The organism is Pseudomonas sp. HS6 (assembly GCF_023375815.1).
Lineage (GTDB): Bacteria > Pseudomonadota > Gammaproteobacteria > Pseudomonadales > Pseudomonadaceae > Aquipseudomonas.
The window spans coordinates 1,653,058-1,675,876 of sequence record NZ_CP067412.1; the positions used below are offsets into that span (position 1 = coordinate 1,653,058).

The following is a 22,819-nucleotide window of genomic DNA, read 5'->3' on the forward strand; positions in this document are numbered from 1 at the left end:
CACAGCGTTGACTAGAGTAACAAACTGTCTACACGTGAATGGAATGGATGCCATGGTCGCTCTCAACAGCTACACCGATCCGACAGAAGCGCTGAACCAGTCGATTCTGAAGCTGGCCCCCAAAGAACGGCCCAGTGGGATAGCGACCATCCTGCATTTCTCTTCCTGTGCAAAGTTCGATGCGAAACCACTCACTCTCACCACCGGCCAGTATCCATTTACCGGTTTGGGAAGCATTGGTACGTCATACGTGGACAGTGCCGGAGACGAGTGGGCTTATATACGTCAACAGTTCAAAAACCGCCACGGACTGACGACGCTATCGGCCAACGTTGACCGGGCCGATCAATTGGTATTACTCGACTCCCTGGACAGCGTGCAAATCAAGGAGGCGGTAGCGCGCGACAGGCAGTACACAGGGGGCAGTATTCTCGTTCCTGATGCGGTTAGCGCTTTTGGTACCAATCACGCCATCACCACCTACGCCGCTGAGCAAGTCATCGCGCGCAGGCTCGCGCTGGGCCAGCAACCACCCGACCCAACAGCGATGAACTACTGGAATTTGCTTGGTTCGGATCCTATAGCTCAGGCCAAGGTAGGTGACTGGTTGCAAAACTATGGTTATGTCTCGGACAAATTCGCCAAACACGACGTTAAATCAGGGGACAGACTCAAAAACCATCTGCAGAACCTGGAAAACTCCAACGCCCAGCATTTTGGCAGCGAAACACGAGGCGAATATGCTGCCGCCAAACTGCTCATTACTGTCCTGGGGCAGGACTATCAGATGAAATTGGGCAAGTCTTCTGCCGGCCGAATCAACGGGATCGATCAGATATGGGTCAAACGCAACCTGTGGAGTGGCGAAGTCGAGCAATACATCATTGTCGAATGCAAAGGCAGCATGGACGCCAAACTTGGCGAAGCGAGTTATGGCTGGCAAATGTCCACGGCCTGGGTGTTTTATGCCCTGATCGGATTACTGGGAACCGATGGATCGCTGGCCAGCAAATCCCTCACTGACGTTTTCGCTCAAAAAAGCATGGTCAAGAAAATCCTGGATGCGCTGATCAACCCCGGTCCGCCCACCGTCAAGGGTTTGCTGATTCAACCCATGACCAAATCGGTGACCACTGCAAACGCAGTCGAAATGATTGATCTGGGAGCCTACAGTCTGGTTCAGCAATACCTGAATGCCACGCAAAGCGTTGGCCGATTCGACAATGCACCGATTTACACCGGCAACATGCTGTCGTAACAGCTTGCCCAGGTCATGGATTCAGCACATGAGTGGCTGCAAGCTGCGATTCCAGCAACAGATCTGCGCAAGCCATTCATGCCCCGGGTGTACCAACGTCAGATGCTCCATCAACCATTGGCGCTCCCCGGGCGAAAGCCTGGGCAAGGTGAGATTGAAATCGGCTTGGTCCTTTGCCCTGAGGTGTTTGGCCTTGAACAACAGAATGGCCGCCGGCCTGAGATAGGGAATGCCCGCATCGCTGGTGCAGACCATTTCACTGCGCCCGCCAGTGATCGACGTATCGCGTTTGTAAACCCATCTGTCTGGCGTACCCGGTTCAATCATCATGTCGACCCGCCAGGCTTGCGCTTCAGTGTCAAAACACCAGACCTGAAAAATGTCGCAATCAGGTTCGCGATTTGATGCCAGCAACTCGAAACGTCCATCCTTGACCGCATAGAAATCCAGAGGACCCAGCGCCTCGCGAAACGCCGAAAAATCCTCACGCAGGATGGTGAATTCAAGGTCTTCATGCACACGGGTTTGCTGTCCCTGCCAGACATCGAGCGCCCATCCGCCGACGATGCACCAAGGGCGCTCGACGTGTTCGAGTCGCTGGAATAAATCAGTGGGTGTCCAAGGGCTCCATGCCTCTTGATCCGGCAGGTGTTCCTGAGCCGTCATTCGCCGTTCTCCATGTCCCTGGCTTTATCCGAACATTGAAACAAAAAAAGTGCCGGACTCGCTTGAGCCCGGCACTTCTTTTTTACAGCCACTGTCCTGACGGACTGATCAGGCCGGCACACCCAGGATGATGTGCGAAGCCTTGATCACCGCCGTCGCACTGACGCCAGCCGCCAGACCTAGCTCATTCACCGCGTCACGGGTCACGATCGAATAGACCTTCGAACCGCCGGCCAGCTCGATCACCACTTCAGCGTTGACCGCGCCATCGGTCACGCTCAGCACCTTGCCTTGCAGGCAGTTGCGGGCCGACAGGCGAATGCCGTCGGACTCGGTCATCAGCATCACCCAAGGCGCCTTGACCAGGGCCACGGCTTCTTTGCCCACCGCGATGCCCAGGCTCTTGAGGCTGGCCAGGGTCACGACGGCAACCAGCTTCTCGCCGCCCGGCAGGGTCAGGACGACTTCCGCGTTGACCGAGCCTTCCTGCACCTGGCTGACCTGACCTTTGAAGACATTGCGGGCACTGACTTTCATGATGGATGTCCTTTTGTTGACTTTAGAGTTAGGAAACGGCCTGCATCATCGGAGCAAGCGCTATGTAGTTACAACTACAGCGGTGCACCTGAATGAACATCGACTCCTGACTCTAGCACCGCCAATGTGAATCAGATCAGCAGGTCTTCATAGAAGGCGCCGTACGGAAGCTCAGGATGTTCGATCTGGATTTCCAGAATCCACACACCGGCATTCGGAGCCTGATCGAAATCACCGAGATTGCCGCCGCGATAAATCGCGTGGGGAAAATCGCTGACCCGGTGGCCCTTGATGTCCAGATTCAGCTTCCAGCCCATCGCCTCAGCCTGATCGGTGGCGTAGCGATACAGTTCGACACCGGTCACACCCTGACGCCAGAAGGCCTCGACTTTGTCGAAAAGATCCTTGGAGGCCGCCGCACAGGCGATCATTTGCGGATCGGAGCCAGTGATGAACGTCGCCCCGGCATCGCCTTCATGGCCTTCCCAGACCACGCCCATGTCGATGAAGAAAATGTCTTCCTCGCCCAATACCGGATCGCCTTCGGAACGCTCCTTGAAAGTCTTGAGCGTATTGGCACCGAAGCGGATCAGCAGCGGATGCCAGATCCGATCCATGCCCAGTTCGACGAGAATTTCTTTGCCCCGTGCATGGGCTTCCGATTCGCGCATGCCGGGTTTGATCACCTTGGCAATCTCATCCACGGCCTTCCAGGTCAACTGCTGGGCGTGGCGCATGGTTTCCAGCACAAAACGTTCGCCTACCGCTTCTTTACCGCTCAAATTGGCATTCATCCCTCACTCCTCTTGGCGTCCTGCGAAGTTTTTATCGCTATATAGAAACGTATATTGCGATATCCCATGCCAAAGCGATAGCCGTTGCCGGAGGCTGCGCATTGATCAAAGAATGAAGTGCCGATTGGCTATGCGATGAGCTCTCCAACGTCATCATGCCTTTCGCTTTCAAGCTTGAGCAGCGCCTCCAGATCTATACGTCCGCGCTGCACGTAATCACCGAAGTCAAGGGCCCATGGGGCTCGGTTGTCCGGCGTGTAGTTCAACACTCCCAGCTCATGTAGCACCGCAGCGAGCGCACTGGCCGATGGCGGATTTCCCCGCTCATCAGTAGCCTGAAAATAGGCGTAGCCAATCCCCGGAATGCTCGGTGTTACACGAACTTTCGTCGCACTGTTGGCCAACGGAAACGGATCAGTACCGAATAGCTCGACCAGAATGATCAACATTCGATTGATGACAGCCACCGGGTAAAAGCGACCGTCCAGAAGGCGAATTCCACCCTCCTCGACCCGGTAATGAAACAACTTGCCCCTCGCCGCCGTGTAGCACTCCGTCCAGTCACCTTCGGCATATGACTCTGGCTCAGAGTTCACACCGCTCGGACTTACGTTTAAGGGCAGGTCATAGCCCACCATAAACAAAGCCGCCTCCAATTGACGAAGCGCGGGAACGGTCGAGGAATTTCTGAACGGATTATGCGATGCACGAGCCAACACTTCAGCGAGTATCCAACCAGCCTTCAGATTCCAGACCGCATGCAGCTCGCCGGAAATCAAGCGCGGAAAATGATAGTTCCCCAATCCGGGATCACGATTTTTCGGAAGGCGCGCGTTCGCCGCTTCCTTTGCCGGCGCCCACGGAAATGCAAGATCCCGCGGCACTGCCGGCAACTTTCGGGCCTGACAATACTTTACGACGATCCATCCCAGCGCGGCCGCGACGCGACTGTCATAAATAATGAAGTCATTGACCAACAGTGAGTAGACCTTGGTCATGCCTGCATTGAAACGCAATGGCTGACAACTCGTCAGTACTGGATGGCTCAGATTATCGCTATCCAGCGCGGCGCATACCGAAGCAATGGTCTGAGCAAGTCCCTTGGAATTCGCTGTCAACCATCGGACATTCCCCGCACGCACGCCGCCCCATGACATCACCGCGCTGCTGGCCGTCAGCGTTTTGCTGTCGTTTACGGTGTTGATTGCGCTCTGCAAGGCTTGGCGAAGGGCGCTCAAGGCGGCATCGTTGGTTTGCAGACATGCACCGGCTGGTGATCCAAAGGCACCGTTGTGTTTCCAGTGGTACTGCTTGCAGGCGTCAAACAGTGTTGTAAACGCCAGAGTTCTGGGTGCTGCGGGGTTACTGCGCCGATCGATGTAGGAATGAGCAAAAAGGGACGCATGGCCGAGATTGCTGGCAAACCAATCGATGAAGTCGTTGACGCTGTTGAGATACTGAGTGCGATGCATACCCTGATCCTTGGCGATGGCGCGGTACAAGAATGCCCGTGACAGTCCGGGCACCCCAGCATTTCAACGAGGCAGGACCCGGTACTGGCCCTCGTCCTCTTCCCCTTGCACCTTCTCATACCGCACTGCGCGCGAGCCGGCGAGAGCCACCGTCGCCTCGTGGCCCAGTAACAACGCCTTCAAAGGTTTGACGATGGATGCCTGAACATCCGCCGGACTGTTGATATCGGCCAGGTACAGGCTATATGTCCACTCATTGTCATACTGAGAATGAGCCCAGTGGAACTGTCGATCGCCTTCAAGTGTTAGGTCGAATCCACTGTCGAGGCCGATCGGGAACGACATGAGGAACTCTTCAAAATCGATCGGTGCTCCCCACCAGCCGATATGGACCAACGGTTCGTGATTCTCTTTCGCCTCAATCCCTGCCCCCGTGAGACTGATTTGCACCACGATATAACCACCGACAGACCGCTTCGGTTTAACAATAACCGGAAGGGAGAACCCCATCTCGGTGCAGACCCAGCCGTGCTCATCATTGGCGAATTTTTCGATCCACTCGCCGCCTGCCCGGTAGCGCTGGGCAACGTCGGGCACCAGTAGCGCGCTGCTCACCTCTTCCCGAATCAATTTGGCCAGATGATCACATTCCGCACCCAACCTGGATATGAATCGAATGTTCTCGGTAATCGCCTTACCGATGCTGGAAGGATTGCTCATGATGCTGGATTCCAAAAATAAGAGGATGACGGGTTACCCCGGGAAAGAATGGTGGGGGGTTGCAGCTCGGTGAATCCATTCAACGGACTCCAGAACACCGTTGAGCTGCCCACGACCGGGGGGACTGAAAGTGAATCGAATCCTTGAAACCGGAAAATACCCAGCTTGCCAAGAAAGCACGCCATTTGGGATTTCCACTTCTCCAGGCCCGTGAATCCGGAAGCCCCCATGCTCCGCACAATGTGCAGCACACTGAGCCAGGAGTGGAGTATCAATTGACCGCCCCAGATGTCCTGCTCACTGAGCGCATTGAGCCCTGCACTGATTTCGGGGGCGATAAAGACGTGATAAGCGACCCTCTGTTCGGCGGGCGTCAGGAACTCCCGCCATTGACGGTGCAATTGATCTTTGCCACTCAATGGTGCTTCCCATTTGAACTCGATCAACAAAATGCGCCGCTCACCGCTTGGCCAACCCAGCTCGACCACCAGATCCGGCTCGATTCCGTTGCGCGGCCAGAAACGCATCCGCGCACTTTCTACGGCCCCTGCAGGAAACACCGGGTGAACATCGTGACGATCTCGTACGATCAGGCTTCGCCAAAACAGGCCGGCGGCTTCGGCAGGCAGGTAATCCAGAGGCCCCATGATCAGGGCGGTGATTTCGTCCTCTGCACAGACTCGTTTTTCGCCTAACTCACGATGTCCGAGATAACGTCTGTAAAGGAGACTTTTTCCTTGATTGAAGGCGTGCAACATTCCCTTGGCTCGCAATTGAAGAGTCGGGACAAATGATGGCGTTTCGCCTTGCCTTTTGCCAGCACGACTTAAGTCCAAGCCCCTCAGTCAATTGAACGGCCGAATCAGACCGCTCGGATCACGCCGCCGGATCATCTGCACGCACCACGCCGCGCTCCTCCAACAAGCGCACGAACATGCTCAGACTGCGCGACACCGTGCCCCGCCGCCACACCAGCCACGTGGTCAGATAGCGAAAATCCGCCGCCAGCGGCCAGACACTCACGGTCGCGCAACCGGGCATGCTTTGCAGCATGCTGCGCGGCATCAGGGCCAGGCCGGCGCCCGCACTGACGCAGGCGAGCATGCCGTGATAGGACTCCATTTCGAAGATCTTGCCGGGCACGGCGGCGTCGGTGCTGAACCATTTTTCGAAGTGATGGCGATAGGAGCAGTTCGAGCGGAACGCATAGATGTTCTCGCCGTTCACATCCCCGGCGCGCTTGATCGGGCCGTGATGGAGCGGCGAGATGATGACCATTTCCTCTTCGAATGCCGGGATGCCTTCCAGCGCCGGATGCAGGACCGGGCCGTCGACAAACGCGGCCGCCAGACGCCCGGAAAGCACACCGTCGATCATCGTCCCGGAGGGACCGGTCGACAGGTCCAGATCAACCTTGGGGTGTTGCTGGTTGTAGGTCGCCAGCAATCCGGGAATCCGTACTGCCGCGGTACTTTCCAGCGACCCCAGTGGGAATGCACCCTGAGGCTCTTCGCCGGCCACCGTGGCGCGGGCTTCCTGCACCAGGTCGAGAATCCGCCGCGCGTACTCCAGAAAACTCCAACCGGCCGGCGACAGACGCAATCGGCTTTTCTCGCGGATGAACAAGTCGACGCCCAGATCCTCTTCCAACTGCTTGATGCGCGTCGTCAGGTTCGACGGCACGCGATGGATCTGCGCCGCCGCCGCGCTGATGCTGCCGTGCTCGGCAACGGCCTTGAAGATTTCCAGTTGCACCAGATCCACAGTCATTCTCCAATCGTGAAAGAAGCGCTCTTTATTATTCAGTTTCCAGAAATCAAACGCCACCCTACTCTGGGCGCATCCACTGACCTCGCAGGATGATGCCATGAGCCCGATTTCCAGCCAGACCCACGCCATTTCGATCAACCCCGCCACTGGCGAGCAGGTTGGTCACTACGCCTTCGAATCCGCTGAGGCCCTCGATGCCGCGCTGACCCGTGCCGCGTTCGGTTTCGGCAAGTGGAAACGCAAGCCGCTGCAAGACCGCTCCCGCGCCCTGACCGCGCTGGCCGGCGCCCTGCGTGACAGCAGCGAAGCCATGGCGACCATGATCACCCAGGAAATGGGCAAGCCGATCGCCCAGGCTCGTGGCGAAATCGAAAAATGCGCCAAGCTTTGCGAGTGGTACGCCGAACACGGCCCGGCCATGCTCAACGCCGAATCGACCCTGGTCGAAGGCGGCAAGGCGCGCATCGAATACCGCCCGCTGGGGCCAATCCTTGCGGTGATGCCGTGGAACTTCCCGATCTGGCAAGTGCTGCGCGGCGCCGTCCCGGCGCTGATCGCCGGCAACACCTACGTACTCAAGCATGCACCGAATGTGATGGGCAGCGCCTACCTGTTGCGCGACGCCTTCACCCGCGCCGGTTTCGCCGATGGCGTGTTTGAAGTAATCAACGTCACCCCGGAAGGCGTGTCCACCGCCATCGCCGACCCGCGCATTGCCGCCGTGACCCTGACCGGCAGCGTCCGCGCCGGCATGGCCATCGGCGCACAGGCCGGTGCTGCGCTGAAGAAATGCGTGCTGGAGCTGGGCGGTTCCGATCCGTTCATCGTGCTCAACGACGCCGATATCGATCAAGCCGTACAAGCAGCAGTGATCGGTCGTTACCAGAACTCGGGCCAGGTCTGCGCCGCCGCCAAACGTCTGATCATCGAAGAAGGCGTGGTCGAAGAGTTCACCCGCAAATTCGTCGAAGCCACCCGCCAGTTGAAGATGGGCGATCCGATGTCCGCCGACAACTACATCGGCCCGATGGCCCGTTTCGATCTGCGTGACGAACTGGATCAACAAGTGCGCGACACTTTGGAAGAAGGCGCCACCCTGCTGCTCGGTGGCGGCAAAGTAGAGGGTTCGGGCAACTACTACGAGCCGACCGTGCTGGCCGACGTCACCGACCGCATGACCTCGTTCAAACAGGAGCTGTTCGGCCCGGTGGCGTCGATCATCACCGCTCGCGACTGCGCCCACGCGGTAGCCCTGGCCAACGACAGCGAGTTCGGTCTGACCGCTACGATCTACACCGCCAACGTCGCCCTGGCCCAACAACTGACCAGCGAACTGGAAACCGGTGGTGTGTTCATCAACGGCTACTCCGCCAGCGACCCGCGCGTGACCTTCGGTGGCGTGAAGAAAAGCGGTTTCGGTCGCGAACTGTCGCACTTCGGTGTACGCGAGTTCTGCAACGCGCAGACCGTGTGGCTGGATCGCCGCTGATCCAATGAACAAAGCCCGGAAGCGTTTTGCGCTTCCGGGCTTTTTCATTTACGCCGCAGCCTGTTTTGGTTCCGATACCGTCCGTTCCTTGCTCAACAGCCCCAACACCACGGCCGCCGACGCCAGGGTGATGAGCGTCAGGATGTGCAGCAGATACTGGAACGCCGAAGCGTAGCCTTGCACCAGACGTTCGTTGGCCAGACCTGGAACAGTGTTGATCGCGTGAGCCATGTCACCCGTGGTCACCCGATGTGCGGTCTCGGCAATCAGCGCGGCGTCTGCACCACCGGCCACGGCCTGCAGATCGGTATGCAGCAGCGAGGCAAGCATCGCCGCCACGCTGGCCAGTGCAATCCCCTCACCCGCCACCCGCACCGTGTTGAAGATCCCGGCCGCCATGCCGGCGCGTTCTTTCGGCACCACGCTGACCGACAGCCCGTCCATCAACCCCCACGGCAGACCCGCGCCAATCCCGATCAACACCATCGGCACCACCAACGCGAATTTAGGCTCGCCGACGTTGTACAGGCTCAGCCAGTGCAGCCCCACGGCGGCAATCAGGAAGCCCACACCCGACAAAATGCCGGCCGAGACAAACCGGGTCATGGACGCCGCCAGCATCGGCACCACCAGCATCGGCGCCGACAGCGCCAGCAACAGCAGGCCGGCATCGATTTCACTCAAGCCTTCGACGCCGATAAACCGCAGCGGCAGCATGACCACCAGCACGATGTAGCAATAGCAGGTGCCGATCGGCAGCATCTGCACACCGATAAAGCGCGGAAAACGGAACAAAGTCAGATCAAGCATCGGACGTTTGACGCGCATTTCGATGATGACGAACAGCGCCAGCAACAACGCCGAAGCACCCAATAGCCCCACCACCAACGGACTGCCCCAACCGCTTTCGGGAGCCTGGATCACACCGAACGTGAACAGCGCCAGCATCGAACTGAACGTCACGGTGCCCGGCCAGTCGAGACCGCTGGCGTCGGGGTCGCGGGTCTCACGCATGCGCGGCAGGCCGAACACCATTGCGATCACACCGATCAGCGCGGTAAAGACAAAGATCGCCCGCCAGTTGAACGCCTCGATCAACGCCCCGGCCACCAACGGCCCGAACGCCAGGCCGATGCCAAACGTGGTGCCCAGCATGCTGTAGGCACGGGTGCGCGCGTGGCCTTCGAATTCCTGCGCAAGCGCCGCCGAACCACTGGCCAGCGCCGCCGCCCCGGCCACGCCCTGAATCGCCCGCAACACATCCAGCCAGAACACCGACGGCGCCAGGCTCTGGGCAATCGACGCAGCGGTAAATAGCAGCATGCCCCCCGTGAACAGGCGCTTGCGCCCATAGACATCGGCCAACGCCCCCGCCGCCATCAGCAGACTGCCGAAAGACAACATGAACGCATTGGTGATCCAGGTCAGCGCCACCGGGCTGCCGCCCAGGTCACGGCCAATGGCCGGCGTCGCCACCGCACCACCGGTAAAACTTAACGGAAGGACCAGTGCCGACAGGCAAATGGCCGCGAGGATCAGCAACTTGTCGCGCGCGACTCGATGTTGAGTTATGGATGTCATCGTTCAACCCTTTGAGAAAGAAAAACACCGCTGCACTGCACAGCGAATAAGCTGGAAACCCATACAAAAATCCACAGGCTCCCCTATGCGATGGAGCATTGTTGATGACGCCAAACCATTGATAAACTCCGCCAATCGAGACGATTAGTCGCTCAATTGGAGACAATCATGGAACGCGCCGATACTTCATTTCCCGACATTGCCGCCTTCGTCGGTGTCGCCCAGACCGGCAGCTTCACCCGCGCCGCGGAGAACCTGGCGACCAGCAAATCCAATGTCGGCAAGGCTGTGCAGCGCCTCGAATCGCGGCTCGGCACCAAGCTGTTCCAACGCACCACACGCGCCGTCCGACTGACCGAAGACGGCGAGACCTATCTGATAGCTGCCCAGGCCGCACTCGATGGCTTGCGCGACGCCGCCCAGGCGCTGGCGGCGCGCAAAGAGGAGCCGATCGGTCGCGTGCGACTGGACATTCCTTCGGGCTTTCGCCAGTTGTTTCTGCCGACCATTTCCGAACTGCGTCATCGCTTCCCGCAGGTCACGCTGGAGCTGTCGATGACCGACCGCATGTCCGATGCGGTCGGCGAAGGCTGGGACATCGTCGTACGCGCCGGCGCGCTGCCCCAGGACAGCGAAATGACCGTGCGCAAGTTGTGCAACACCTCGCTGCGTCTTTACGCGTCACCCGATTACCTGGCCCGTCACGCGCCCATCGAAACGCCGGCGGATCTGGTGCAGCACGACGCGGTGATTTTCCGGGGTTTCACCGGCAAACTGCGGCCGTGGTCGCTGACCGAAAACGGCCATTTGCGCGAACTGGCACCACCCCCGGTGATCGTCCTTTCGGATGGTCAGGCGGTGATTGATGCGACCGTGATCGGTCTTGGTATTTCGCAGCTTTTCGACAAAGTGGCCCAGCCCTACGTCGACTGCGGCAGGCTGGTCCCGGTGCTCCCAGGCGTGGATTCGCCCGGCCCGCCGGTGCATGCCCTGATACCCCTCGGCAGCCGCATGCCGGCAAAAACCCGCGCCGTGCTCAACTACCTTGCCGACCGCCTGCGCTGACAGCGGCTCAAAAATCCCGCATACGGCGAAGTACCTTGTGGGAGCGGGCTTGCCCGCGAAGAGGCCAGGTCAGCCAACATCCCTGTCGCTTGACACGACGCATTCGCGAGCAAGCTCACTCCCACAGGCAATCTGGCTTTCAACGGCGCGCATTGCAGGTATCAAGACTCCGGCGACTTCAATGGCCCGTGCGGTCGGGCGCACCCCTCTGCCCGTTCGCACAAACAACGGATCGCCAAGGCAAGCCCGCAGCCGAGCGAGTGAACCGCTGACAGCGGGCTGCCCAACCCTCAGCAACACCGCCGCCCTAGAAACACTGCGTTCACGGAACAACACCAGAAACGTCACCAGCAAGTTCAAATCGACGCCGCGAAAGCTTTCTTCGTTGATCGCCATGGTCCTGTCTCACGGGGCATTGGAGGTGAAACTGTCGGCCGCAACGCGATTGACCGTGTGGCAATCGAGCAGCCTCCCCAGATCGTTCAATGCCGGATGAGCGAAGTGCGAATGCATGGCCGCTGTCGATTCCCAATAGCCGCTGATGATCCACAAATCTTCATTTTTTGCGCTGCGCATCACGTGATAGGCGAGGCAGCCGGGTATCGCGCTCAAGGTCTTGAGCATCTGATCGATCGGCTGGCGCAGCCCGTCGGACTGGCCGCTCACCGCGAGCACTTCGATCACATTCACGACGGCGGTTTTCATATCGATTTCTCCCCGGCATTGCCCCAGCCACCGCCCAAAGCACGGATCAGATTGACCGTGGCCACCGCTTGCGCTCCCTGCAATTGCACAGCCGCCCGACGTGATTGCAGGGCGCTGCGTTCGGCATCGATCACTGACAGGTAAATCACGTCGCCTTCGCTGTACTGCGCCCGTGCCAGTCTTGCCGCACGCACCGATGCGTCCACGGCCTGCGCCTGGACCTGCGTCTGCCCTTCGAGGACCCGCAGATCCGCCAGGTTGTCTTCCACCTCACGGAACGCCACCAGCACTTGCTGCCGATAGTTGGCGACGTCTTCTTCGTACTCGGCGTTGGCCTTGGCCAGATTGCCTTTGCGCAGGCCCCCGTCGAAGATCGGCAGGTTCAGCGCCGTCCCGGCCAGGGGGCCGAGCAGGAACGTACGGCTGCTCCAGTGAAACAGGTTGCTCAGCGAACCCGATTCAAACCCGGCGGCGCCGGTCAGTGTCAGCGAAGGAAAGAACGCGGCTTTCGCCACGCCGATCCGCGCATTGGCCGCTGCCATCTCGCGTTCGGCAGCGGCGATGTCCGGGCGCCGCTCCAGCAGCGATGAAGGCAGGCCGGCAGGAATGTGCAAGGTCACGGGGTTCAGCGGATTCGCCGCCAGAGCAAATTCCGCCGGGCTCTTGCCAAGCAGCACCGCCAGGCTGTGCTCCGAGGTTGCACGCAGACGCTGGACGGTCATCGCATCGGAGCGCGCCGTGGCCAGTTCCGCCTCGGCACGGGCCACATCAAGGTCGCTGATGTCGCCCAGCGAATAGCGCTGGCGCACCAGCTTCAGCGCCTGTTCGCGCAGTTCGACAGTCGAGGTGAAAACCTCGGCTTCGGCATCGAGCTGACGCAAGGTGAAGTAGTTCTGCGCCACGTCGGCCTGCAACGCCAACAGCACCGAACGATAGAGCGCTTCGCTACGTTGGGCTTCTGCGTCGGCGGCATCGACCGTCGAAGCCACTCGCCCGAACATGTCGACCTCATAAGAGGCGCTGGTTTGTGCCCGCCACAACGTTTGACTCGAGCCCTTGCCGCTGTCCGATTCAGATTGCGAGGCCGGAGACACCCGCTGCCGGGTCGGACCGAAACCGGCATCCACGGTCGGGAACAGTTGCGAACGCTCCGCTTGATTCAGCGCCCTCGCCTCCTTCAAGCGTGCCGCTGCGGCGACCAGATTCTGGTTGGCATCGCGGGCCTGTTGTTGCAAGTCGTTCAACGGCTGATCGCCAAACACGGTCCACCATTCGCCGCGAGCGATCTGCTCCGAAGGCTGTGCGGTTTTCCAGGAACCAGCCTCCGCTGCCGACAGCGCAGTGCGTGGTTCCTGGGTTTTCTCTTCCTTGTAGGCTGGCGGCATCGACACATTGGGTTTGAGATAAGTCGGCGCCAGCGAGCAACCGGCGGTGGCCAGCACCGTGGCGAGCCAGACACTGCTCACCAGCAGGCGATTCAAGGCGAATACTTTCATGTCGTTCTCCTTATTTTTCGAACGCCGCTTCTGGCGCGCGAACCGAAGGCTGAGTGCTAGAGAAAACGCTGTAGTCATGAGCCGTCAGGTCCGCACCCAAGTGCGGATGCCTGCCGTGTTTGTCCACCAGATGCTCGACACCCGAAAGCTTGCGCAGCAGCACGTAGAACACCGGGGTCAACATCAGGCCGAACAGGGTCACGCCGAGCATGCCGAAGAACACCGCGATCCCCATGGCCTGGCGCATCTCGGCACCGGCACCGGTGGAGAACACCAGCGGCACAACACCCATGATGAAAGCGATCGAGGTCATCAGGATCGGCCGCAGACGCAGACGGCTGGCTTCGATGGCGGCTTGCACGATGGTGCGGCCCTGCATCTCCAGCTCCCGAGCGAACTCTACGATCAGGATCGCGTTCTTCGCCGACAGCCCCACCAGCACCATCAAACCGATCTGGGTGAAGATGTTGTTGTCGCCATGGGTCAGCCACACGCCGACCAGCGCTGAAAGAATGCTCATCGGCACAATCAGGATGATCGCCAGCGGCAAGGTCAGGCTCTCGTACAACGCCGCCAGCACCAGGAACACCAGCAGCACACTGATCGGGAACACCCAGAGTGCAGAGTTGCCGGCCAGCACCTGCTGATAGGTCAGGTCGGTCCACTCGTACTTGATGCCACGCGGGAACACTTCTTTGGCAATGCGATCGACCGCGGCTTGCGCCTGGCCAGACGAATAGCCCGGTGCCGGCCCGCCGTTGATGTCGGCAGCGGTGTAGCCGTTGTAGCGCACGACCATTTCCGGGCCGTAGGTGGTGGTGACTTTGATCAGAGACGACAGCGGCACCATCTCGCCCTTGTCGTTGCGGGTTTTCAGCACGCCGATGTTTTCAGCGGTGGCACGGAACGGCGCATCCGCTTGCGCACGGACCTGATACACGCGACCAAAAGCATTGAAGTCGTTGACGTACATCGAGCCCAGGTAGATCTGCAGGGTGTCGAACACATCCGTCACCGATACACCGAGTTGCTTGGCTTTGACCCGATCCAGCTCGACGTTGAGTTGCGGCATGTTGATCTGGAAGGTCGAGAATGCCGGGCCAAGTTCAGGTGCTTTCGCAGCGGCGGCCATGAAGTCTTGAGTCGCCTTGTTCAGCGCCTCATAGCCCAGAGCGCCACGGTCTTCGATCATCAACTTGAAGCCGCCGACGGTGCCCAGGCCCGCAACCGGCGGTGGCGGGAATACCGCAATCGCAGCTTGCTTGATCCCGGCATACTGGGCATTCAACTGCGCAACGATGGCCGAGGCGGATTGCTCTTTGGAACGATATTTCGACGGTTCAAGTACCGGAAACACCAGCGCACTGCTCGGCGAGTTGGCCAGGCTGACCGACAAACCGGGGAACTGCGGCAGGTTCTTGACCCCGGGAATTGCCAGCGCGATATCGCCCATTTCACGCACGACTTTTTCCGTACGATCGAGCGTCGCGCCGCTTGGCAATTGCGCGATGGCGACCACGTAGTCCTTGTCCTGTGCCGGCACAAAACCACCGGGCACGATCTGCCCCATCCACACCGCACCGCCCAGCAGGAGGCTGTAGATCACCAGCATCACGGCCTTGCGACCGACCACCCGGCGAACACCGTGGCCATAATTTTCCGAGCCGCGATTGAAGACCCGATTGAAAACCGCAAAGAAACGCCCGAACAATTTATCCATGATCCGCGTCAGGCGATCTTTCGGTTCGTCATGCCCTTTGAGCAGGATGGCCGACAGCGCTGGCGACAGGGTCAACGAGTTGAATGCCGAGATCACCGTCGAGATCGCAATGGTCATCGCGAACTGCTGATAGAACTGCCCGGTCAGGCCGGACATGAACGCCAGCGGGACGAACACCGCCACCAGCGTCAGGGCAATCGCAATGATCGGCCCGCTGACTTCCTGCATGGCTTTGTAGGTGGCGTCTCGCGGTGACAGACCGGCGGCAATGTTGCGCTCGACGTTCTCCACCACCACGATCGCATCGTCCACGACGATGCCGATGGCCAGCACCATGCCGAACAACGACAAGGCATTGATGGTGTAACCAAAGCCCAGCAGCAGCGCGAAAGTGCCGATGATCGAGACCGGCACCGCCAGCAACGGAATCAGCGAAGCGCGCCAGGTTTGCAGGAACACGATCACCACCAGCACCACCAGCGCGATGGCTTCAAGCAGGGTCTGGATCACCGCATGAATGCTGTCACGCACAAACTGGGTCGGGTCGTACTTGATGCCGTAATCGACACCGTCAGGCATGTCCTGCTTGATCTCTTCCATGACCTTGCGCACGTCATCGGAGATCTGCAGCGAGTTCGCACCCGGTTGCTGGAAGATGATCATTTGCACAGCCGGCTTGTTGTCGAGCAGGGCGCGCAAGGTGTATTCGGAAGCGGCCATTTCAACCCGCGCCACGTCCGACAGATGCGTCACCGCCCCGGCGCTGGACTTGAGAATGATGTCGCGAAATTCCTGCTCGGTCTTCAACCGGCCCTGGGCGTTGACGCTCAACTGCATCGGCACGTCCGTCAGCATCGGCGCCCCGCCGACGATCCCGGCGGCGACTTGCACGTTCTGCTCGCGGATGGCTTTCACCACGTCCAGCGCCGTCATGTTCAGGCGTGCGACTTTCTGCGGATCGAGCCAGATGCGCATCGAGTAATCGCCCGCGCCCCACATCACCACTTCACCAACGCCGGGAATCCGCGCGAGGCGATCCTTGACGTTGATCAGCGCGTAGTTGCGCAGGTAAGTCAGGTCGTAACGCTGGCCGGGCGACAGAATGCTCACGCCCATGGTCAGCGTCGGTGACGATTTGATGGTGGTCACACCCAGCCGCTGCACATCTTCCGGCAGCCGAGGCAGCGCCTGGGCGACGCGGTTCTGGACGAACTGCTGAGCCTTGTCCGGATCGGTGCCCAGTTTGAAGGTCACGGTCGTGGTCATCTTGCCGTCGCTGTTGGCCAGCGACTGCATGTAGAGCATGTCTTCGACACCGTTGATTTGTTCTTCAATCGGCGACGCGACCGTCTCGGCAATGACTTTCGGGTTGGCGCCAGGGTACTCGGCCCGCACTACCACGGACGGCGGAACCACTTCAGGGTATTCGGCGGTCGGCAGTTTGGTCAGGGCGATCAACCCGGCCAGCACGACCACCACCGACAACACGCCGGCGAAGATCGGCCGGTCGATAAAGAATTTCGAGATATTCATGGCAATTCCCGGATCAGGCCGAAGGTCTGGCAGCGCGGTTGACGCTGGCCATATCGACGGTGTTGGCGTGGACGGTGTCGTTGGGGCGTACTCGCTGCACGCCGCTGACGATCACCCGGTCACCGGCCTTGAGGCCGGATGTCACGATGCGCAGCCCTTCGTGCAGGTTGCCCAGCGTCACCTCGCGGTACTCGACGCGATCCTCGGCGCCAACCACCAGCACAAACTTGCGGGCCTGATCGGTGCCGATGGCGGAGTCGTCGACCAGTACCGTTTCAAAGGGTTTGCCGCCACCGACCTTGAGCCGTGCGTACAGGCCTGGCAGCAGCGCACCGTTGGCGTTGTCGAAGCGCGCACGAACGCGGATGGTTCCGGACTGGGTATCGAGCTGGTTATCGATCGAATCCACCGCGCCTTGGCGCGAGTAGCCCTCTTCGTCGGCCAGCCCGAGAGACACCGGGGCAGTGCCGCCGGATGCCTGATTGAGATAGCGCAGATAAGTTTGCTCATCGACATCGAACGAGGCGTAGATCGGCGAGACCGACACCAGGCGCGTCAGCAATGGTGCCGTTGCACCGGTGGAAACAACGTTGCCGACCGTCAACTCAGCGCGGGATACGCGACCGGCCACCGGCGCCTTGATTTCGGTGTACGACAGATTGACCCTGGCGGCATCCAGCGCAGCCTTGGCCACTTTCACCTGGGCAAGGGCTTCACGAGCGGCGTTCTGTTTCTCGTCGTAATCGCGTTTGGCGATGGCGTTCTCAACCACCAGACGCGCCGCCCGACCGGCATCGGTGGCGGTGTAACCGGCCCGCGATTCGGCGGCCGCCAACTGCCCGGCAGCACGGTCGACTTCAGCCAGATAGGGGCGCTGATCGAGGGTGAACAGCAAGTCACCCTTTTTCACCAGCGCGCCATCCTTGAAATGCACACCGACAATGGTGCCCGGCACCAACGGACGGATATCGACCTTGTCGACAGCCTCCAGACGACCAGAATAACTTTGCCATTCACTGATCGATTTAAAGACGACCGTGGCGACATCCACTTCAGCCTTCGGCGTCTGGGCAGTCTCGGCCGCATGGGCGCTGGACAGGGGTTCGAAACGATCACCCTGCTTGACGACGATGCCGGCCGTGCCGGCGACCAGGAGCGCACTTAACGCGACGGTAAGTCGTTTACGATTGGCGATCATTTCATCTCTCCTGCAACTGTTAATGATGTTCAAGACTTGGCATTCCACGGCAAACTCGGGGCGCACGGGTTCCTGCAACGAAGATCCGTCGCAACACTTCAACTAGAGAAAACCGGGCTGGTTAATCCATCAGTTCGGCCGACAATGCGCCGATGTATTCGTCCACGATTCCACTTTCACTCAGGGCACAGCACAGTCGGTGCACATAGTCGGCGTTGCTGCCCATCGGCCCTTGCGCCTGCTCCACCTCACCGGCGATGGTTTCGATCCGCGCATCGGTTTCGAACAACGGATGATCCGGTTCGGCGACAAACACCAGCGCATTCACTTCACCTCCCTCGGCCAACTGCACGGGGATCCATAGCGGTCGATAAGCACCGGTGGGCATCTCGCGGATCCACAGACAGAGCAGTTCGTCCGTGGCGACTTCTTGCGAAACCTTGAAAGCCACACCCTGGGTTTCCCCGCCCGGTTGCAGCGCCAGCATTCGGCCCGGCGTATCGATAGACGCTCTGCCGGCAATCATTCGCAGGCAAAAACTGCGATGCCAGCCGAACAACGTCGCCCGTTGCTGTTCAGCGAAGTCCAGCATCGGATTCCAGATCAGCGAGCCGTAACCAAATACCCAGATGTCACCTCGATCCGGCCGTGCCTGAAGGGTTTGCTCCATCGACTGGCGAATGCGTTCGAGCGACCACAACAGCTCGGGTGGAACATCGCTGAACTTCTGCAGGTATTCCCCTGAACAGATCACATGCTTCGTCAACATTGCCGTTGCCTCTGGGTTTGGCTTGCCGTGAAGCGAATACTGGCTGAAGCGCAAAACCGGATAAACAGCGAACGGTGCGACGGTTAGTCGCCCGAATGGAGACAATCAATTGTCTCCATTCGGGCGACAGAGCATCAACTTACCGAGTATTTATCGCCCAGGCACTGACGGGCAGACTGAAATCGCCGATCCAGCTCTGGACTCCCATTTCGAACCCGTAGGTACTTCGCCATGAAACTCTTTATCGCCAACCAAACCTGCTCTCAAGCCGTGCAGATCATCGCCAACGAACTGGGCCTAACCCCGGAACTGGTGCACTTCGACGTCTTTGGTCAGACCACCTCCAACGGTGAGGATTTCGCAGCCGTTAACCCGCTGCTGTATGTACCTGCACTGATTCTCGACACAGCCTCCAACGATGTGCTGTCGGAAACCATCGTCGTCACCTCCTACCTGGCCGACCAACATCCCGAGTCTGGTCTCACACCCACCCACGGCACGCTGGAGCGGGCAAAACTCGATCAGTTGCTGACCTTCATCGCCACCGAAATCGCCCAGAAGCACATCCCGCTGATGCGCAAACTGCTGACCGAAGCAGGCGCCGAATGGACCCGCAACAAAATCGTCAACGCCTATGCGCAACTCGATGCACGCTTGGCCGACGGCCGTACCTGGCTGACCGGCGAACAATTCACCGTGGCCGATGCCTACGTCTTCGCCACCTGGTGGAACGCCCGCTCCGGCGCGCAGATCGAACATTTGCCGCACCTGATGGCGTGGAAAGCACGAATCGATGCCCGCCCTTCCGTTCAGAAAGCCTTGCAGGAAGAAGCCGCCGTGTACGCCGAACACATGGAGCAACTGGCGCAAGCGTGAGTTGAACGTTCCAGCTCTTGATAAAAAGAAACCGGGCATGTCCCGGTTTCTCGTTGATTGTCGTGCGACATTTCAATCCTTGAAATCCGTGGACAGCGCCAGTGCATTCCACTCGGCCAGTTCCTGCGCCACCAACCGGTTCTTCGCCTCGATTCGCGCAATGGTGTCGCTGCCCAGCGCCAGCCGCTGCGGCGGGTTCGGCGCATTGACCAGCGCCAGCATGGCCTCGGCAAACTTCACCGGATCCCCCGGCTGCGCATGGTTGGCGGCTTCGGCGAAGGTGCGCATCTTGCCGACGGTTTCGTCGTAGTCCGGCAGTACCAGCGCAGTCTTGACCAGCGATTGTTCGTCGAGGAAGTCAGTGCGAAAGAAGCCCGGTTCGACCACCGTGACATTGATGCCCAGCGGCGCCAGTTCCTGATGCAGCGCTTCGCTGATGCCCTCCACCGCAAACTTGGTGGAACCGTAGACACCCCAGCCCATATAGGCCTGATAACCGCCAATCGATGAGATGTTGATGACCCGCCCGCTGCGCTGGGCGCGCATGTGCGGCAGCACGGCGCGAGTGACGTTGAGCAGGCCGAAGACATTGGTAGCGAACAGGCGCTCGGTTTCACTGGCGCTGGTTTCTTCCACCGCGCCCAGAACGCCGAAGCCGGCATTGTTGATCAGCACATCGATACGGCCGAAACGCTTGATGCCTTCCGCCACTGCTTGGTGGGCTTCGTCTTCGCGGGTGACGTCCAGACGCACCGCCAGCAGGTTCGGGTGCTCGCCGAGGCGATCAGTGATGTCTTGCGGATTGCGAGCGGTGGCAATCACGGCGTCGCCGGCACGCAAGGCGTGTTCTGCGATGAGAGTGCCAAAACCACGGGAAGCTCCGGTAATCAGCCAGGTACGCATAGCCACTCCTCCTGTCGGTGACCCTGGCGATAGTGCCGGGCCTTCTCGATAAGTTGATGCGACTTTAAAGCCGTGCTACTGATGTGATAATCCCAACAAATTTACATGGCTTTATGAAAGGCGCTCATCAATGAAAAACCCGTCCACGGCGGATCTGTCGATTTTTCTGAGCATCGCTCAGCATCTGAACTTCAGTCGTGCTGCGGTGGATCTGGGCTTGACACCTTCGGCGCTTAGTCACTCGTTGCGGGCTCTGGAAAACCGCCTCGGCGTGCGTCTGTTCAATCGCACTACCCGCAGCGTGGCCCTGACCGAGGCCGGCGAACGGCTTTACGCTCGATTGAAGCCGGCGTTTCGCGACATCGAAGATGCGCTTGAAGACCTCAACCATTTTCGCGACAAACCCTCAGGCAACCTGCGCATTACCTCCGGGCGCCAGGCGTGCGAACTGGTGCTGCTGCCGATTGCCAGCGAGTTCCTGCAGGCTTATCCGGACATTCGTCTGGAAGTGGTCGAAAGCGATGCGCTGCTGGACATCGTCGCTGCCGGATTCGATGCCGGCGTGCGTTTCGGCAACCGGCTGGAGGCGGACATGGTGTCGCTGCCCATCGGGCCGAACCTGCGTTCAGTGGTGGTCGGCTCGCCGGCGTTTTTCCAACGGCATCCCGCGCCGCAGAAACCTGAAGACCTGCATGCCCTTCCCTGCATCCGCCATCGGTTCCCGAGCGGCTCGATGTACCGCTGGGAGTTCGAACGCGGTGGCATTGAACAGGAAATCGAAGTCAACGGCCCACTGACCCTGGGTGATGTCAGCCTGATGGTCGGCCCGGCGCTGCAAGGTCTGGGGTTGGCTTATGTCTTCGAAGACATGGTCAGCGAGCACCTCGCGGCCGGGTCTCTGGTGCAGGTGTTGGCGGACTGGTGCCCGTACTATCCAGGCCTGCATCTGTATTACCCGAGCCGGCGCCATGTACCGGCGCCGCTCAAGGCGTTCATCGACTTTGCCCGCAACGTTCGCGACGGCAAAACGGGCTAGCTACAGATACTTCAACCAGGCGATGTCGCGTCGCCGGGCCTTCAGTGCGGAGAACCAGCGCACCGCCGGGAACAGCACAACCGCCAGCACCATCGCTGCCATCCACACTGCCGCTACCGACGAGAAACCGAAATAACTGCCCTGATTGAGCCCGACCAACGCCACACCGATCAGATAAAGCACCTTCAGTGCATACAGGTGCAGCAGGTAGAAAAACATCGGCGCCGAACCGAATACCGTCAGCCAGCGAATCCACCGTCGATCCTGTGCACGCTCGAACACCAGCAACAGCAGCAGCCCGACACTCACCGTCAGCGTGATGAACAACAACGACGGCGGGTATTTGGTGATGTTGAAAAAGCTCATCAGGGTTTGCAGGCTGCTGTCACCGACCGCCCATGGTTTTTCGCCATAACTGTTAACCAGCCGCAGCGCCACGAAACCCAGCAGCCCGGCGATACCACCGATCAGCAAACGCCGCTGGCGCACACCCACATCGGCCATTCGGGCAAACCACGGCCCCAGCGCGTAACCCAGACCGATCACACCGATCCACGGCAGCAGCGGGTACGAGGTGCGCAGGCGCAAGGTATCGCCCGCCTCGATCCAGCCGCGGTCATGCAGGATCGCCCAGGGTACGTGCAGTGCCGACTCGGTTCCGACGTGCAATCCGTCGAGCAGGTTGTGCCCGGCGATGATCGTCAGGCTCAACGTCAACAACAGCCAGCGTGGCAACCAGACCAGCAGCGACAGCGCGATCATGCTCAGGCCGATCGCCCAGATCACCTGCAGGTAGATCACGGTTGGCGGCAACTGGAACGTCCAGGCGAAATTCACCAGGGTGAATTCGAGCACCACCAGGAACAGACCACGCTTGAACAGAAAGGCACTGACGTCAGCCTTGCCGTCGTACTTCTCCCCGAAGAGCCACGCCGACAATCCGGTCAGCAGCACGAACGCCGGCGCGCACAGATGCGCCAGAGTGCGGCTGAAAAACAGCGCCGGCTCGGTGCTGGCGATGTCCATCGGATCAGAGACCTGACGATGCAGCAGAAAGGTTTCGCGCACGTGATCCAGCAGCATGAACAGAATGACCAGGCCACGCAGCGCATCAATGGACAGCAGCCGGCCAGTCGCCGGCGGGAAGTTTCGGGGAGCAGCAAGGGACATGAAAGGTTCGCAATCGAGTGAAGAGTTCGACCGGGCCGCACACGTACGGCCCGAATATTTG

21 protein-coding genes are annotated in these 22,819 nt (G+C 59.8%); 5 read left to right on the forward strand and 16 right to left on the reverse strand.

From position 1 onward, the window contains the following. Positions 1–52 precede the first annotated feature (52 nt). On the forward strand, positions 53–1,258 hold the full coding sequence (locus tag JJN09_RS07520) for a hypothetical protein (RefSeq protein ID WP_249486550.1): 1,206 nt from the start codon (positions 53–55) through the stop codon (positions 1,256–1,258). Positions 1,259–1,279: 21 nt separating this feature from the next. Here the strand turns inward: JJN09_RS07520 and JJN09_RS07525 are convergent, their stop codons facing one another. From JJN09_RS07525 to JJN09_RS07555, 7 genes are all read right to left on the reverse strand, one after another. Continuing rightward, positions 1,280–1,924 (reverse strand): amino acid transporter, encoded by a 645-nt coding sequence (locus JJN09_RS07525; RefSeq protein WP_249486551.1) that lies wholly within the window; start codon positions 1,922–1,924, stop codon positions 1,280–1,282. Between the two features lie 108 nt (positions 1,925–2,032). Next, a complete protein-coding gene (locus JJN09_RS07530; protein ID WP_102620931.1) occupies positions 2,033–2,461 on the reverse strand; it encodes a molybdopterin-binding protein in 429 nt (142 codons plus the stop codon). A gap of 131 nt (positions 2,462–2,592) precedes the next feature. Continuing rightward, positions 2,593–3,255 carry a M24 family metallopeptidase gene (locus JJN09_RS07535; protein ID WP_249486552.1) on the reverse strand — a complete coding sequence of 221 codons (663 nt, stop codon included), beginning with the start codon at positions 3,253–3,255 and terminating at the stop codon, positions 2,593–2,595. 128 nt (positions 3,256–3,383) lie between these two features. Continuing rightward, positions 3,384–4,727, reverse strand: coding sequence for a hypothetical protein (locus JJN09_RS07540; protein ID WP_249486553.1), 1,344 nt, complete (start codon positions 4,725–4,727; stop codon positions 3,384–3,386). 63 nt (positions 4,728–4,790) lie between these two features. Further along, the gene (locus tag JJN09_RS07545) at positions 4,791–5,447 is read right to left on the reverse strand and encodes a hypothetical protein (RefSeq protein ID WP_249486554.1); all 657 of its coding nucleotides are present in this window, start codon (positions 5,445–5,447) and stop codon (positions 4,791–4,793) included. Then, positions 5,444–6,205, reverse strand: coding sequence for a hypothetical protein (locus tag JJN09_RS07550; RefSeq protein WP_249486555.1), 762 nt, complete (start codon positions 6,203–6,205; stop codon positions 5,444–5,446). Before JJN09_RS07550 ends, JJN09_RS07545 begins: the two co-directional genes overlap by 4 nt. 118 nt (positions 6,206–6,323) lie before the next feature. Continuing rightward, positions 6,324–7,211 (reverse strand): LysR family transcriptional regulator, encoded by an 888-nt coding sequence (locus JJN09_RS07555; RefSeq protein ID WP_249490772.1) that lies wholly within the window; start codon positions 7,209–7,211, stop codon positions 6,324–6,326. A gap of 103 nt (positions 7,212–7,314) precedes the next feature. Between JJN09_RS07555 and JJN09_RS07560 the strand changes: the two genes are divergently transcribed. Further along, complete coding sequence (locus tag JJN09_RS07560; RefSeq protein WP_249486556.1) at positions 7,315–8,706, forward strand: aldehyde dehydrogenase family protein; 1,392 nt, start codon at positions 7,315–7,317, stop codon at positions 8,704–8,706. Between the two features lie 48 nt (positions 8,707–8,754). Here the strand turns inward: JJN09_RS07560 and JJN09_RS07565 are convergent, their stop codons facing one another. After that, positions 8,755–10,287: an MFS transporter gene (locus JJN09_RS07565; RefSeq protein ID WP_249486557.1), complete on the reverse strand. Its 1,533-nt coding sequence runs from the start codon at positions 10,285–10,287 to the stop codon at positions 8,755–8,757. Positions 10,288–10,455: 168 nt separating this feature from the next. Between JJN09_RS07565 and JJN09_RS07570 the strand changes: the two genes are divergently transcribed. Next, positions 10,456–11,352: a LysR family transcriptional regulator gene (locus JJN09_RS07570; RefSeq protein ID WP_249486558.1), complete on the forward strand. Its 897-nt coding sequence runs from the start codon at positions 10,456–10,458 to the stop codon at positions 11,350–11,352. 69 nt (positions 11,353–11,421) lie between these two features. Here JJN09_RS07570 and JJN09_RS07575 read toward each other — a convergent pair whose 3' ends face one another. The 6 genes from JJN09_RS07575 to JJN09_RS07600 form a co-directional block, all read right to left on the reverse strand. After that, positions 11,422–11,748: a LysR family transcriptional regulator gene (locus JJN09_RS07575; RefSeq protein ID WP_249486560.1), complete on the reverse strand. Its 327-nt coding sequence runs from the start codon at positions 11,746–11,748 to the stop codon at positions 11,422–11,424. Positions 11,749–11,757: 9 nt separating this feature from the next. Next, positions 11,758–12,057 (reverse strand): antibiotic biosynthesis monooxygenase family protein, encoded by a 300-nt coding sequence (locus JJN09_RS07580; RefSeq protein ID WP_249486561.1) that lies wholly within the window; start codon positions 12,055–12,057, stop codon positions 11,758–11,760. Beyond that, positions 12,054–13,553, reverse strand: coding sequence for an efflux transporter outer membrane subunit (locus JJN09_RS07585; RefSeq protein ID WP_249486563.1), 1,500 nt, complete (start codon positions 13,551–13,553; stop codon positions 12,054–12,056). Before JJN09_RS07585 ends, JJN09_RS07580 begins: the two co-directional genes overlap by 4 nt. 10 nt (positions 13,554–13,563) lie before the next feature. Continuing rightward, positions 13,564–16,806: an efflux RND transporter permease subunit gene (locus tag JJN09_RS07590; RefSeq protein ID WP_249486564.1), complete on the reverse strand. Its 3,243-nt coding sequence runs from the start codon at positions 16,804–16,806 to the stop codon at positions 13,564–13,566. Positions 16,807–16,819: 13 nt separating this feature from the next. Next, entirely contained in the window at positions 16,820–18,004 is a 1,185-nt protein-coding gene (locus JJN09_RS07595; protein ID WP_249486566.1) for an efflux RND transporter periplasmic adaptor subunit, read from the reverse strand. A gap of 121 nt (positions 18,005–18,125) precedes the next feature. Continuing rightward, entirely contained in the window at positions 18,126–18,773 is a 648-nt protein-coding gene (locus tag JJN09_RS07600) for a gamma-glutamylcyclotransferase (protein ID WP_249486568.1), read from the reverse strand. A gap of 231 nt (positions 18,774–19,004) precedes the next feature. Here JJN09_RS07600 and JJN09_RS07605 point away from each other — a divergent pair, with 231 nt between their 5' ends. Next, positions 19,005–19,649 (forward strand): glutathione S-transferase family protein, encoded by a 645-nt coding sequence (locus JJN09_RS07605; protein WP_249486569.1) that lies wholly within the window; start codon positions 19,005–19,007, stop codon positions 19,647–19,649. A 72-nt stretch (positions 19,650–19,721) separates the two neighbouring features. On the opposite strand, the gene JJN09_RS07610 is transcribed toward JJN09_RS07605, so the two are convergent. After that, positions 19,722–20,552, reverse strand: a complete 831-nt coding sequence (locus JJN09_RS07610; RefSeq protein WP_249486570.1) for an oxidoreductase — start codon at positions 20,550–20,552, stop codon at positions 19,722–19,724. A 130-nt stretch (positions 20,553–20,682) separates the two neighbouring features. Here JJN09_RS07610 and JJN09_RS07615 point away from each other — a divergent pair, with 130 nt between their 5' ends. Continuing rightward, positions 20,683–21,588, forward strand: coding sequence for a LysR family transcriptional regulator (locus tag JJN09_RS07615; RefSeq protein ID WP_249486572.1), 906 nt, complete (start codon positions 20,683–20,685; stop codon positions 21,586–21,588). On the opposite strand, the gene JJN09_RS07620 is transcribed toward JJN09_RS07615, so the two are convergent. Further along, on the reverse strand, positions 21,589–22,758 hold the full coding sequence (locus JJN09_RS07620; protein ID WP_249486574.1) for a DUF1624 domain-containing protein: 1,170 nt from the start codon (positions 22,756–22,758) through the stop codon (positions 21,589–21,591). Positions 22,759–22,819: the final 61 nt, after the last annotated feature.

What these genes read in the sequence shown, in the direction of transcription:
- JJN09_RS07520 (WP_249486550.1), top strand. Translation starts at nt 53, where the DNA reads ATGGTCGCTCTCAACAGCTACACCGATCCGACAGAAGCGCTGAACCAG.
- JJN09_RS07525 (WP_249486551.1), bottom strand. Translation starts at nt 1,924, where the DNA reads ATGACGGCTCAGGAACACCTGCCGGATCAAGAGGCATGGAGCCCTTGG.
- JJN09_RS07530 (WP_102620931.1), bottom strand. Translation starts at nt 2,461, where the DNA reads ATGAAAGTCAGTGCCCGCAATGTCTTCAAAGGTCAGGTCAGCCAGGTG.
- JJN09_RS07535 (WP_249486552.1), bottom strand. Translation starts at nt 3,255, where the DNA reads ATGAATGCCAATTTGAGCGGTAAAGAAGCGGTAGGCGAACGTTTTGTG.
- JJN09_RS07540 (WP_249486553.1), bottom strand. Translation starts at nt 4,727, where the DNA reads ATGCATCGCACTCAGTATCTCAACAGCGTCAACGACTTCATCGATTGG.
- JJN09_RS07545 (WP_249486554.1), bottom strand. Translation starts at nt 5,447, where the DNA reads ATGAGCAATCCTTCCAGCATCGGTAAGGCGATTACCGAGAACATTCGA.
- JJN09_RS07550 (WP_249486555.1), bottom strand. Translation starts at nt 6,205, where the DNA reads ATGTTGCACGCCTTCAATCAAGGAAAAAGTCTCCTTTACAGACGTTAT.
- JJN09_RS07560 (WP_249486556.1), top strand. Translation starts at nt 7,315, where the DNA reads ATGAGCCCGATTTCCAGCCAGACCCACGCCATTTCGATCAACCCCGCC.
- JJN09_RS07565 (WP_249486557.1), bottom strand. Translation starts at nt 10,287, where the DNA reads ATGACATCCATAACTCAACATCGAGTCGCGCGCGACAAGTTGCTGATC.
- JJN09_RS07570 (WP_249486558.1), top strand. Translation starts at nt 10,456, where the DNA reads ATGGAACGCGCCGATACTTCATTTCCCGACATTGCCGCCTTCGTCGGT.
- JJN09_RS07575 (WP_249486560.1), bottom strand. Translation starts at nt 11,748, where the DNA reads ATGGCGATCAACGAAGAAAGCTTTCGCGGCGTCGATTTGAACTTGCTG.
- JJN09_RS07580 (WP_249486561.1), bottom strand. Translation starts at nt 12,057, where the DNA reads ATGAAAACCGCCGTCGTGAATGTGATCGAAGTGCTCGCGGTGAGCGGC.
- JJN09_RS07585 (WP_249486563.1), bottom strand. Translation starts at nt 13,553, where the DNA reads ATGAAAGTATTCGCCTTGAATCGCCTGCTGGTGAGCAGTGTCTGGCTC.
- JJN09_RS07590 (WP_249486564.1), bottom strand. Translation starts at nt 16,806, where the DNA reads ATGAATATCTCGAAATTCTTTATCGACCGGCCGATCTTCGCCGGCGTG.
- JJN09_RS07595 (WP_249486566.1), bottom strand. Translation starts at nt 18,004, where the DNA reads ATGATCGCCAATCGTAAACGACTTACCGTCGCGTTAAGTGCGCTCCTG.
- JJN09_RS07600 (WP_249486568.1), bottom strand. Translation starts at nt 18,773, where the DNA reads ATGTTGACGAAGCATGTGATCTGTTCAGGGGAATACCTGCAGAAGTTC.
- JJN09_RS07605 (WP_249486569.1), top strand. Translation starts at nt 19,005, where the DNA reads ATGAAACTCTTTATCGCCAACCAAACCTGCTCTCAAGCCGTGCAGATC.
- JJN09_RS07610 (WP_249486570.1), bottom strand. Translation starts at nt 20,552, where the DNA reads ATGCGTACCTGGCTGATTACCGGAGCTTCCCGTGGTTTTGGCACTCTC.
- JJN09_RS07615 (WP_249486572.1), top strand. Translation starts at nt 20,683, where the DNA reads ATGAAAAACCCGTCCACGGCGGATCTGTCGATTTTTCTGAGCATCGCT.
- JJN09_RS07620 (WP_249486574.1), bottom strand. Translation starts at nt 22,758, where the DNA reads ATGTCCCTTGCTGCTCCCCGAAACTTCCCGCCGGCGACTGGCCGGCTG.